The organism is Solibacillus sp. FSL R7-0668 (genome assembly GCF_038006205.1).
Classification (GTDB): Bacteria; Bacillota; Bacilli; order Bacillales_A; family Planococcaceae; genus Solibacillus.
This window is the reverse complement of the sequence record NZ_JBBOUU010000001.1, coordinates 678,221-690,536: the sequence shown is the minus strand read 5'-3', so window position 1 is coordinate 690,536 and position 12,316 is coordinate 678,221. Positions and strand designations below refer to the sequence as shown.

Annotated in this window: 13 protein-coding genes; 2 read left to right on the top strand and 11 right to left on the bottom strand. The window is 39.9% G+C overall.

The window, feature by feature from the left end; genetic code table 11:
• Positions 1 to 116: 116 nt before the first annotated feature.
• The 10 genes from MKX47_RS03190 to MKX47_RS03145 all read right to left on the bottom strand — a co-directional run bounded on the left by MKX47_RS03190 (position 117) and on the right by MKX47_RS03145 (position 8,760).
• Positions 117 to 623, bottom strand: a complete 507-nt coding sequence (locus tag MKX47_RS03190; protein ID WP_340771039.1) for a flagellar protein FlgN — start codon at positions 621 to 623, stop codon at positions 117 to 119.
• 33 nt (positions 624 to 656) lie between these two features.
• Positions 657 to 917 carry a flagellar biosynthesis anti-sigma factor FlgM gene (flgM, locus tag MKX47_RS03185; protein ID WP_340771038.1) on the bottom strand — a complete coding sequence of 87 codons (261 nt, stop codon included), beginning with the start codon at positions 915 to 917 and terminating at the stop codon, positions 657 to 659.
• Positions 918 to 1,111: 194 nt separating this feature from the next.
• Positions 1,112 to 1,522 (bottom strand): TIGR03826 family flagellar region protein, encoded by a 411-nt coding sequence (locus MKX47_RS03180; RefSeq protein ID WP_340771035.1) that lies wholly within the window; start codon positions 1,520 to 1,522, stop codon positions 1,112 to 1,114.
• A gap of 119 nt (positions 1,523 to 1,641) precedes the next feature.
• Complete coding sequence (locus MKX47_RS03175; RefSeq protein WP_340771034.1) at positions 1,642 to 2,247, bottom strand: ComF family protein; 606 nt, start codon at positions 2,245 to 2,247, stop codon at positions 1,642 to 1,644.
• Positions 2,240 to 3,337 (bottom strand): DEAD/DEAH box helicase, encoded by a 1,098-nt coding sequence (locus tag MKX47_RS03170; RefSeq protein ID WP_340771032.1) that lies wholly within the window; start codon positions 3,335 to 3,337, stop codon positions 2,240 to 2,242. Before MKX47_RS03170 ends, MKX47_RS03175 begins: the two co-directional genes overlap by 8 nt.
• 523 nt (positions 3,338 to 3,860) lie before the next feature.
• Positions 3,861 to 4,799, bottom strand: coding sequence for a nuclease-related domain-containing protein (locus MKX47_RS03165; RefSeq protein WP_340771030.1), 939 nt, complete (start codon positions 4,797 to 4,799; stop codon positions 3,861 to 3,863).
• A 396-nt stretch (positions 4,800 to 5,195) separates the two neighbouring features.
• Entirely contained in the window at positions 5,196 to 6,038 is an 843-nt protein-coding gene (locus tag MKX47_RS03160) for a DegV family protein (protein WP_340771028.1), read from the bottom strand.
• 167 nt (positions 6,039 to 6,205) lie between these two features.
• The gene (locus MKX47_RS03155) at positions 6,206 to 6,721 is read right to left on the bottom strand and encodes a DUF3225 domain-containing protein (RefSeq protein ID WP_340771025.1); all 516 of its coding nucleotides are present in this window, start codon (positions 6,719 to 6,721) and stop codon (positions 6,206 to 6,208) included.
• A gap of 179 nt (positions 6,722 to 6,900) precedes the next feature.
• Positions 6,901 to 7,575 carry a response regulator transcription factor gene (locus tag MKX47_RS03150; RefSeq protein WP_340771022.1) on the bottom strand — a complete coding sequence of 225 codons (675 nt, stop codon included), beginning with the start codon at positions 7,573 to 7,575 and terminating at the stop codon, positions 6,901 to 6,903.
• A gap of 21 nt (positions 7,576 to 7,596) precedes the next feature.
• The gene (locus MKX47_RS03145; protein WP_340771021.1) at positions 7,597 to 8,760 is read right to left on the bottom strand and encodes a sensor histidine kinase; all 1,164 of its coding nucleotides are present in this window, start codon (positions 8,758 to 8,760) and stop codon (positions 7,597 to 7,599) included.
• 120 nt (positions 8,761 to 8,880) lie between these two features.
• Here MKX47_RS03145 and MKX47_RS03140 point away from each other — a divergent pair, with 120 nt between their 5' ends.
• Together MKX47_RS03140 and MKX47_RS03135 are read left to right on the top strand one after the other, a co-directional pair.
• Positions 8,881 to 9,516 (top strand): YigZ family protein, encoded by a 636-nt coding sequence (locus tag MKX47_RS03140; protein WP_340771020.1) that lies wholly within the window; start codon positions 8,881 to 8,883, stop codon positions 9,514 to 9,516.
• A gap of 174 nt (positions 9,517 to 9,690) precedes the next feature.
• Positions 9,691 to 10,743, top strand: a complete 1,053-nt coding sequence (locus MKX47_RS03135) for an LCP family protein (protein ID WP_340771018.1) — start codon at positions 9,691 to 9,693, stop codon at positions 10,741 to 10,743.
• A 270-nt stretch (positions 10,744 to 11,013) separates the two neighbouring features.
• Here MKX47_RS03135 and MKX47_RS03130 read toward each other — a convergent pair whose 3' ends face one another.
• Positions 11,014 to 12,069, bottom strand: coding sequence for a glycosyltransferase family 4 protein (locus MKX47_RS03130; RefSeq protein WP_340777698.1), 1,056 nt, complete (start codon positions 12,067 to 12,069; stop codon positions 11,014 to 11,016).
• Between the last annotated feature and the right edge of the window lie 247 nt (positions 12,070 to 12,316).

Genomic DNA, 12,316 nt, shown 5'->3' with positions numbered 1-12,316 from the left:
TGAATCTTATTTCATTGAAAATGTGCTATTGGTGCGTAAATTGACTTAAAATCCATCCTTTTCCCTATAAAAAAACGCATGTACTACCTGCTACATGCGCAGGAAAGGACATGCGATTAGGCTTTAAATTCGTTAAATGAGCGGCGTGCAATTTCGGATTGACCGCGCACTTCTGCACCAGAGTAGTTAAACTGCTCGCTACGTGGCTGTGGGCGCATCGCATCGAGTGTAATGTTGATAAACTGCAAGGAGTTTAGTACCATTTTTTGATTTAAATCGTTTTGAGACTTTAATTTCCCTAAAAGCTCTACTAAGCGTTCTCGAACCGCAACTAATGTTTCTGTCGGCTCGCTTGCCTGAGCAACTTCAATTACTTCAGCAACAGAGGGTGTATCAGTGAAAGCAATTCCTTTTGCTCGTAGGTAATCCGTTACCATCACTTGACGCTGTTGCTCAAGCTTGTCAATAGCTGCTACATGCGCTTGTTCATTTTTAATGAGCTGATCCAGCTTTTCCATATCACCTTGCTTAATATGCTCGGTTTTTGCAAGTGCTAGCTCGAATAGGCTTTTATGCATTTTTTCAAGCTTTTCTAGCGTTGCAACGATTGTGGCAATGGACATGATGTGATGCTCCCTTACAAAAAAATTTCGATTTTAGCGACGGTAGTATTTTAGCATATCCTGTGCGACTTGCTTGGCATCTACTTTATATTCGCCTGAATCGATATCGGCTTTTATTTTTTGTAGGCGTTCTGCACGTTCTGCTGCATACGTGTTCGTTGCTTGCATTTCTTTCGCCTTTGATGAAATTTCGATATGATCGGCGAATGATTTTTGCACATTATTCATTTTATCTGTGCGTGCTTGCTTTTTGTATGAATTAATCGCCTGTAAACCAATTGGATTGATTTTCATGTAGTTGGCCTCCCCTCAAATGCTCTTTCTACTATATATTTCGACTGCGGCATAAAATTGTTTATGCCTTCTAAAAAATTTACGAATTTATACGACAAAAGTTTCCATAGCCGCTTTTCTTTATAAGCGCCTATCTCCATTTTACTAAAAAGAAAAACGAAGTCCTATAGATTAGACTTCGCTTTAGCACTTTTTTATCGTTTATCTGCGTGATACGTACCACGATCTCTGCGCAATACACCATCACGGAACTCTTTCGCCGCTTCAAACGTGCGTAAATCTGCCTTTAAATCACTTTGGCATTTATCACATAGCTTCCCCTTTGACGTTAAATGCCCACAGTTATCACATGGATACCCTAAGCTTGGGAATGTCGCTGGATGTAATCTACCCTTGCGCACCCATTTGTATAGTAAATCACGGTCTACACCTGTTGCTTCTACAATGCGATCTACATTGGCCGCGCGATTTTCACGCTTCCGTAAAAAACGATAGACAACTTGGTACATATCCTCTTCCTTTTGTGCGCAGTTATGACAAACTTCACGTAAGCCGGTGTAGTTAAAAAATTCTTGGCACATCGGACAATTTCGTAATTCCGCCATTTCAACCCCTCCTTCATAAAACTAAGACGAACCTTATTATCTACTATTATACATAATTTCACTCAAATTTTATTGACAACTTTTGAAACTTAATAGAATTGAATACAATGTGCTACAGTTCAACTGTGAATCAATGCAAAGCCAGTTACAGTATGCGCTCCTGCCTCTAGCAACGCGTTTTTCGCATGCTGCAAGGTTGTGCCTGTAGTATAGATATCGTCTATTAATAAAATATCTTTATGCTTTATTGCATTTGGATTGTTCACGCGAAATAGCTGTGTCGTTTGTAAACGCTGTGCTCTCGTCTTTTTGGATTGCTGCTCGTCAGTTTGTTTTGTCAGATGATGCTGAAATGGGATATGTGCTGCTTTTAACAGCTCGTCTACTTGCGCAAAGCTGCGGCGTTTTAAGCCTTGTTCATGCATGGGAATGGGGACAATGAGGCGTTTTTCATTTTTTAGCTGTGCGTGAAGGGCGGCATTAAAAACATGTGCCAATACAATATCATGTAGAAATTTGTAGCGGTGGATATAGTCCTTCATCGCGTCATTATAATGATAGAGTGTCGTGACATTTGGTTCATTTTGCTGCTCGACTTTTTCGAATTGATCCTCGCAGCGTTGGCAAATTGTTTGGGGGAGTGATTTTTTTAATAGCTCTTGCCAACTGGTATGTCCCTGCAATTCGCGCTCACACAATAAGCAGCTTGTAATCGGCTTATTCATGGCGGTTCATCTCCTGTATTTTTTTGCGCGCACGATCCATCTCCAATGTGATGCCATGATGAAAAAAGACAATTTCACCATCTGGATACTGCGGATTGCGCCCGACACGTCCACTAATTTGGATCAGTGCGCTCGCTGTAAAAATCGGACTTTCACTGCCCACTACCGCAACTTGTACATTTTTAATCGTAATGCCTCGCTCCAAAATCGTCGTTGTTAATAGGCCCTTGCGCTGTTCGTTGCGCAGCTGGAGTACTTTCTCTTTACGCATCGGGTCTTCGGAATGAACACTTTCGATTGTCGGCTCGATTTTTTGAAATAGTGGTGCGGCACATTCCATTAATTCAATTGTCGGAAAGAATAGAAGAAAGGGCTCATTTTTTTCGAGGCGCTTCGTTACCCATTGCAGAAGCTTTTGCGGAATTCGATTTTTCGTAAATGCTTTTTTATAGCTCCATAGCGAATGATATTGCGGCACTGGTAATAAATATCCGTGAAATCTCCGTGCGATAAACGAGTAGCCCCAGCCTTCCTTTTGCTGCTGGGTAAGTAGCTTTGATGAGGGTGTTGCTGTTACAAAGGCAATTGGTGCGTGGGGCTTTTTGGCCTTTAATACTGCGCGCTGCAATGCCTCGTCATAGGTATATGGAAACGCATCCGCCTCATCGACAATCATCACATCAAAGGCCTGTTCAAAGCGATACAATTGGTGAGTTGTCGCTAATACGAGCTGCGCAAACTGGCTATCGGGCTCAGCACCGCCGTATAGCGCATGAATCGTCATATTTTGAAATACTTGTTGAAAACGAGGATAAAGTTCAAGTACCACATCTGTTCGAGGCGTGGCGACACAAACTCTTTTATTTTGAAGGAGTGCTTTGTAAATGGCGGCAAATAAGATCTCTGTTTTTCCAGCTCCACAAACGGCGTGAATAAGATGATGGCGATTTTGCTGAAGGCTTTCGGTTAATTCATTCGCGGCTTTTTGCTGCTGCGGTGTGAGCGTTCCATCCCAAGTAAACTGCGGGTTCGCTCGTTTGACGGAATAGCTTGGACCCGTCCACGTAATGAGGTCGTCACAGCTACACATGCGCCCCATCGTAATGCAGTGGCGGCAGTAATGACAAATTTGCTGGCATTTCGCACACGGAAAAGCAACAAACTTATGCGGTGTCGTGTTGAAACAGCGGTTGCATCTTAACTTGGGCGTTGTCGTGACGGCAGGGCTTTTGGTGAGAAAGTTGTGCGTAACATACGTATTGATTTTCGCTTGAGGAAACGGTGTACTATGGCGTGACCAAATACGGCCGGTGAAGAAATTCTCTATTTTAGGCTCCGGAATGCACCCGGTGTAGGCTTTGAAATGAGGGGATTTGAGTTGCTTCAATTGAATTCTCCTTTATATTGGGGTTTTCGGTGGCTGGGGTTGATCGGGAGGCTCGGGTAGGTGGGGTTTCTGTGGTTTCTGGGATCCGTGCAGTTTATGCTCGGTTTTAATGGATTTATGCTCGAATTCTTGTTATTTGTGATCGATTTTTGAAAATTATGCTCGGTTTTTTCTGTTTTATGCTCGATTTTCAAGATTTATGCTCGTTTTACCATTTACCTCCTATTTATTCGTAAACTATAAGCTCTGGAATGACATAATAGCGACTTTTTCCATGTCCCATCGCTTCTAAATTGAGTTTTAATAGCAGTCTAGTAGCAGCATGTCTACTTGTAATCCCCAAAAAATCGCGAAATGCTCGATTCGAAATATGCGGACCGATTAATATGCGATAATGCTGCAACGCTTCAAGGATTCCATCGATCGACTTCGTTTGACAATACTTGCAGTGCCAGGTTCCATGATAGAAGAACATCGAACCCAGCGCCTCGCAATGCTTACAAAACACACCTGTCTTCAGACGACTTGCTTCAATTCGACGACGAGGTGGATGGCGCTGCTGAATGCTGGTAAAAAGCGCAGTAATTTGACGAGTATTGAGCATGGTATCCGGATACTGCTCATATAAGGATTCTAGAAATTTAGGTAGGCTGCTTAAGTGAAGGATTGGCATCGCTTCAAAAGCATTATCAAGTTTTGCTCGGTAATTTGCGATGACGACTATATGCCGTACGGGGATTGCAACTGCGGTTTGCCGTAATAATTGTTCAATAAACAACTGGTGGCGATATACCTGATCGAATGGATTGGGGAAACTTTCTTCCACACCCTGATCAGTTACACGATAAAATTCCTGAACAGCTGGCTTATAATAGAGGCTGCCCGACATTTGCTTGACCTCGAAAATAAGTATAAAGTGCGGTGTAATGAGTAACGCATCGATTTGATGAGTGAACCCACGCGGATTGGTGCATTCAAAATTATACAAAATCTCAAAATCCGATCTAAAATAATAGTCTTCTAGCGTCGCTTTTAGCTTTCTTTCTCCCGCTAGTCCAGCTTGCAGACGATAAAATTCTTCTTGAAATTTCAGTGCTTCCTCATCCTGCTCGGAAATCCTGCGAACAAGCGCCTCCATGAATACATAGTGCTCAGATTTTTGCATCTCCATCCCCTCCACCAATAGCATAAAATAAAAGCATTTTGCGTGGAATCCTTTATGCGAAAATTTCTTTTTGTCGTGGAAAACATGGTGAAATCGACAGTTTTGATTTTGATGAGTATGGAGTTTCGCAGATTATATTTGATTTCTCTGGGGCTATGGGGGCTCATGAGATATGCTCGGTTTTCGAGGTTTTGTGCTCGATTTTTTATTTTTATGATCGATTTTGATGTGTTTGTGCTCGATTTTCTGTATTTATGCTCGGTTTCAACAGTTTTATGTTCGTTTTTCCAAAAACCTCCTAAATCAGCGCACTAAATCCAGCACACTCCATCACCCTCCGCACCCAAAAACAGCCGCTACAAAAAGTTCATAGCGGCTGTCCATATAAATCTCATATTATTTTTTCAACCATCCGATGGCCATTGCGCCTTCACCTAAGTGGGTGCCGATAACCGGGCCAAAGTAGCTTAATGTGAAATCGACGGTTGGGTATTTTTCAGCTAGGCTGTTCATCCATTCTGTCGCTTCTGCCTCGCAGCTAGCATGGATGACCGTTGCTTGTAAGTCGCCATATTTTTCAACAGCCTCTGCAAGCTGCTCTTCTGCGCGGCGTAATGCTTTTTTGCGTGTGCGAATTTTTTCAAATGGCACGATGACTTTATTTTGGAATGTTAAAACGGGTTTTACTTGAAGAAGCCCACCGATTAATGCCGCCGCTGCGGATAAGCGTCCACCGCGCTGCAAATGCTGTAAATCATCCACGACAATATAAACACCCATCGACGCTTTGATAGCTTCTAAATGCGCCATAATTTCTGCACCAGATGCACCTTCCTTTGCTTTTTTAGCAGCTTCTTTTACGTACATGCCTTGTAAATAGGCAGCAACCTCGGTATCAAATGCATGGACTTGAATGCCCTCAACCATGTTACTCGCTTGTATCGCACCTTGGAATGTGCCGCTAATGCCGCTGGATAGATGGATCGTCACGACCTCATCATGGTCTTTAGCTAATTTTTCAAAAAGCGCTACGAATTTGCCGATCGGTGGCTGTGTTGTTTTCGGGAATTCCTTCGCACCACGTACACGATCATAAAATTCAGAGGCAGTAATATCGATTTCTTCATCAAAAATTGTTCCTTCAATATTGACACTTAAAGGAATCATATGAATATTAAGACGCTCTCGTTCTTCAAGCGTTAAATAGGCTGTACTATCTGTGACAACTGCTGTTTTCATCGTTTTTCCACTCTCCTATGTCCACTATCTTACCGTATCTGTATGCAATTGTGAATGAAAAAATGACATTTGTCATATCGAACAGAACTTAGTAAAACCTGAAAAATTCTATTAAAAAAACATCCTAGCGAAAATGCCATTAGGATGTTTTGAAAATCATGCTACTCTTATTCATTTCCAATATAATAAATACTTGAAACTTTCCAGCTATCTTCTTTTACAAATACCGTTACTTGGCGGCCTGTACCAGATAGCTCTACTCCTGTTTCAAGCTCTTTTGTATGTGTCGTTAAATTAGAAAACACTTGTGCATTTTCTTTGCTATATTTAACAATTGTTATATCTTTTGCAGTCCGGTTCACGTCGTATTGTTTAAATACTTCTGTAACCGCCTTAACATCCTCTACATAATCGAAGCCTTCTGCATTTTTTGAAATAATATTTTGATAACGATCTAAATCTTTTTCATTAAAGGCTGCAATGTATTCATTAAACGCATTTATAATTTGTTGTTTTTCATCTTTTGGAATATTTGTGGCTTCTTGAATCGAATCTCCCTTAACCTCAAAGCCTACTGTCCCATCTTCAATTGTTTTTTGTAATTGTTCCGGCGAAGCTTCTTGTTCGTCACCACAAGCTGTCAGTAAAAGCATTGCCATGACAGCGATTAACCAGTTTTTCATATTTTCCCAAACCTCCCGCACAACATTTTAGCATACTACTATTAAAAATTCGATGGCTCGAATCAGCAAAATCCTGCTTATCACACATTAAGACGCTAGAAGTTCACAGATGTTTCATTTTCAGGCCAAACAAAAACAAGGATGCATGATGCACCCCTGCTTGTACTTTTTGTATTCGATTATCGAACTTCTACCCAGCCGTTTTTGATCGCTGTTACGACTGCTTGTGTACGGTCGTTTACGTTCATTTTTTGTAAAATGCTCGATACATGGTTTTTGACTGTTTTTTCCGAAATGTAGAGCGTTTCACCGATTGTACGATTCGATTGACCGTCTGTTAATAATTGAAGCACTTCGCATTCACGCTTTGTTAGTAAGTGGAATGGACGGCGGATTTCTGTTTGATGGAAATTACCCTTGTTTTCGTGCTCAGATAAACGACGGAATTCAGCTACTAAGTTTTTCGTTACTTTTGGATGTAAGTAAGAGCCACCGTTTGATACAACTTTAATTGCTTCTACGATTTCGTCAGCATCCATTTCTTTCAGCATATAACCTAATGCACCTGATTTTAATGCATGTGTCACATAAGATTCATCATCATGTATGGATAATACCATTACTTTTGCATCTGGGTATTCCGCAATTAGATCCGCTGTTGCCTCCACGCCATTTTTTTCTGGCATATTAATGTCCATTAACACAACATCAGGCTGATTTTTTTCATAAAGACTCACTACATCTGTGCCATCATCGCCCTCTGCGACAACCTCAAACGTATCTTCAAAATCTAAAATTCGTTTAACGCCTTCACGGAATAATTGGTGGTCATCAATAATAATAATTTTTGTCATGGTAATACCCCCTAAGTCTACTTATATTGTTTCTTCCTCTTCAAGTGGTAAAGGAATTTTTATTAAAACAGTCGTGCCTTTACCTACAGCGCTGTTAATATTCATGTGCCCTTTTAATAAATCGACTCTTTCTTTCATGCCTATAATACCAAATGAACCTTCTCGAACGTTTTCCATATCAAAGCCTCTGCCATTATCTTTTACCACAACATTTATTTCGTCACGTAGCCACTCAATTTTTACATAAATCAATAAAGATTTGCCATGTTTTATTGCATTGTTGACACATTCTTGTACTAAACGGAAGATCGCGACCTCGTAATCCGACGAAATGCGACGCTCATTGTTGTACGAAATAAATTGGATATCCACGCCTGGATTATATTCCATCACGGTTGATAAATACTTTTTCAAGGTTGGCGTAATGCCTAAATCATCTAGTGCCATTGGACGTAAATCGTAAATAATGCGACGTACTTCCGATAGCGCGTTGCGGACATTTACTTTTAAATCTTGAATTTCTTGCAGTGCTTTGTCAGCGCCTTGTTCTCGGAAAATTCGATCGATTAAGTTGGAGCGCATTAATACATTTGCCATCATTTGTGCTGGTCCGTCGTGAATTTCACGCGATAATCGTTTACGCTCTTCTTCTTGGGCTTTTATAATGCGGACACCAAAATCTTGCTTGATTTTGGCTTGCTCGAGTGCAGCACCCACATCTTTTAAATCTGTTGTCAAAAAGCTAATAACGACATTTACCTGATTGACAATGTGATCCGCTCTTTCAATCGTATCATAAAGTGCACGCAGTCGTCTTTCTAAATCATCTCGTTTGTCACGTAATTGCTTTTCTTTTTCCTTACTTAAAGTTGCTTCTAGCTGTAGTTTATTTGAATTTTCATATGCCAAACGAATTTGCTCTTCCGAATGTTCGTTAAAGTTTTTACTAACAATTACCAATCGATGTTTTGATAATTGGAGTAGCTTTTCTAAATTATCGGTTTCATCGATCGTAATCTTAATTTCTTGACGAACAATCTCAAGCTCTTGTTGCATTTCTTCAAAGCTTCTTCGGCTCTTTTCGCTTATAATAAATATATCGTCCTTAGAATTTGTTATCGTTTCTAACATTCGATTAAAAATCACATCAAGCGAGGCTATATCTATTCGATCATTTTGTAACACACAATCCCCACCTTATACAACCTAAATATTTTCTACTATTATAGCATTATTAAACCACTATTTAAGATAGATTGTCACTACAAAAAAAGTAATATAATGTAAAAGTGAGGAGAATTTTTAATGAGAAATAACTATTTTACTGTCAAAGGATATGGAGAATCTGAAATAATTATCTCAAAATCCCGTTTTTTATCATACGTTGCGCGTGTCGAAACCGAGCAAGAAGCCCTATTATTTATCGAAAAAATAAAAAAAATGCATGCCAGCGCAACACATAATTGCTCCTGCTATTTAATTGGCGAGCATGACCAAATTCAAAAAGCAAATGATGATGGGGAACCAAGTGGCACAGCTGGCGTCCCTATGTTAGAAGTTTTAAAAAAACAAGGACTGAAAGATACCGTTGTCGTCGTGACGCGCTATTTTGGAGGTATTAAACTTGGCGGTGGTGGATTAATTCGTGCTTACGGCAACGCTACAACAGAGGGCATCGCAGCAGCACAGGTGGTCGAGCGTAAATTGCATCATGTCATGAAAATTGCCGTAGACTATGTATGGCTTGGCAAATTGGAAAATGAAATTCGTCAATCAGACTACACTCTTCGCGATATCGGCTACGCAGAAAATGTTGAACTTTTTGTGTACGTATTGAAGGAAGAGGAAGCCATCTTCACCGAATGGATTACCGAATTAACGAACGGGCAAGCGGTTATCACAAAAGAATCATCACTTTTTATCGAATTTTTGAAGAATTAAGTGATTCTGTCGTCGGTTCATGTCGAAAACTTTACTGCTTAGGTGGATAGTAGTATAATAAATAAGATTTGAAACTATTAATTTTATCGTAACACCCTTTAACCTTACTATTATTTATGCTCAAAATACCCTATGTATACAGCAACCTATTCGTAATTTAAGAGGAGAATCTTTATGAAAAACAGGCAAAACAATAAGAGCGGCTCTTCGAAATTCAAGTTATTTTTAAAAGTAACAATCCTCGTTGTTTTTTCGCTAACAATTTGTGCCACAGCGTATGGCGTTTATTTAACAAAGCAAGCGAAACACGCAGCGGATAATGCCTACGAGGAGCTTGAAGATCGTGAACAATCTGAGCAGCGAGAAGTAAAAGTCGAACCAAAGCAGGACAATGTCTCGATTTTGATCTTAGGAGTAGATGATAGCGAAAAGCGCGATCAAGGTGCAGACAACTCTCGTACAGATGCCCTATTATTAGCAACATTGAACAACAAAACAAAAACGGTAAAACTATTAAGTATTCCACGTGATTCTTATGTTTACATTCCATATGTCGGCTATCAAGATAAAATCAACCATGCCCATGCTTATGGTGGAACACTCGCTTCAATCGAAACGGTGGAAGAATTATTTGATATTCCAATTGATTACTATGTACGCATGAACTTCAATGCATTTATTGATATCGTTGATGCTTTAGGCGGGATTGAAGTCGAAGTACCATACAATATGCTCGAAATGGACGAATTCGACAAAAAGACGGTCGATTTAAAAGCGGGTCTTCAAACATTAGACGGTCGAGAAGCATTGGCATTGGCACGTACACGTAAGCAAGATAGTGATATTGAGCGCGGCAAGCGCCAGCAAGAAATTATTAAAGCGATCGCTACAAAATCAGCTTCTTTCACATCGATCTCAAAATATGATGATATCCTGTCTGCTGTTGGTTCAAACATGAAAACAGACATGACCTTTGATGAAATGCGTTCATTCTTCAGCTATTTAACAGCTGGTATGCCTCGCATTGATACACTAACATTAGAAGGTAGAGATGATACATCTACTGGCACATACTACTACAAGCTAGACGATGAGAATATAGAAGAAATCAGCCATATCCTACAAAGTCATTTAGGCCTAACTCCTGAATCAACAAACTATTCAGGCACTGGCACACAATCTGACTCTGCATCTACAGAGACAGTTACAGGTTCCATGACACAATAAACAAATTTTTAACCCAGAAACTAATTCGATTAATCGATGCAGGCTTCTGGGTTTTTTCTTTATGTGGGATGGTAGGTCACTGGAAAAATTCAGGTCGAGTTCCCCACTTGAGGCAAGTCGCAAATATCTCGAGTTTTTCGCAAATATAATCCAAATTTCGCAAATATCCCGAAATTTCCGCAAATACCGCAGCCCAATCAGAACCCCAAATCAGCGAAAAAAACAAAAAAACAAGCAACTAGCGCTAGCTAATTACTTGTTTCGATCTTTTCATTTGTTGAAAATCTTCATTAAATTCAATAGTGGTTTGTAGTTTTTCCCGGCAAGTCCGATAATTTCTACGAATAACTCAATCGCTACGAGAATAACGGTGATTAATAAAATCGCACCCCATACTTTTGCCATTGAGAAGATAATTGCCGCAACACCAAACATAGCAGCCATCGCATAGATAATTAATACGGTTTGACGATGTGAGAAACCTAAATCTAGTAAACGGTGATGTAAATGGGATTTATCAGGATCTGACCATTTTTTCCCACTACGTAAACGACGCACAATAGCAAAGAACGTATCAGAAATCGGAACACCTAGCATAATAACTGGAATCACGAATGAAATAACTGCTACGTTTTTAAATCCTAGCAGTGCGAGCACCGAGATCATGAATCCTAAAAACAGTGCACCTGTATCGCCCATGAAAATTTTTGCAGGGTGGAAGTTAAAGAATAAGAACCCAATTGTAGCAGCAGCTAAAATGGCCGCCATCGCAATTACAATCCCATTGCCCATAATCATTGCCATCACTGCCAATGTCATCAGTGCAATTGTTGAAACACCAGCAGCAAGTCCATCAAGACCATCAATTAAGTTAATCGCATTTGTGATTCCAACAATCCAAACAATTGTCAATGGAATCCCTAACCAACCAAAGTCAAGCTCACCACCGAATGGTAAGTTAATATTCACAATTTGAATATCGCCAACAAACACTACGATACACGCAGCGGCAATCTGACCTACCAGCTTTGCCTTTGCTGAAATTTCACGCATATCATCAATAACACCTGTAATCACAATGATTGTAGCCGCGATTAAGATCGCATATAAGTAGTCACTTTGAAAATTCGTGACAAATTTTAAGAGTAAAATTCCGATCATAAATGCAAGATAAATCGCCAGTCCACCTAAACGTGGCATTATACGCGCATGTACTTTTCGATAGTTTGGGGCATCTACAGCGCCAAGGCGAAACGCTAAACGCTTCACAAGCGGAGTAAGTAAAATAGCAGCAACAAAGGCCACGATTAAAGACACGTAAGTCATACTCATGTCTTATTTCTCCTCCTTATTATTTGTAGTTTCAACTACTATAACGTTTTCGAGTAAGTTGAAGTTTCATAAAAAGAATTAACCATTTTTATTCAGTGTCATTATAGCATGGATATACTTTAAAACATAGCTCTAATTATTTGCTATCATCTAACATACTAACTTTCAAAAAAGAGATTCCAGCCTTGTGCATTATTTTTGACAAGCTTCGACACGCTCACAAATTAAGGTTCAATATATT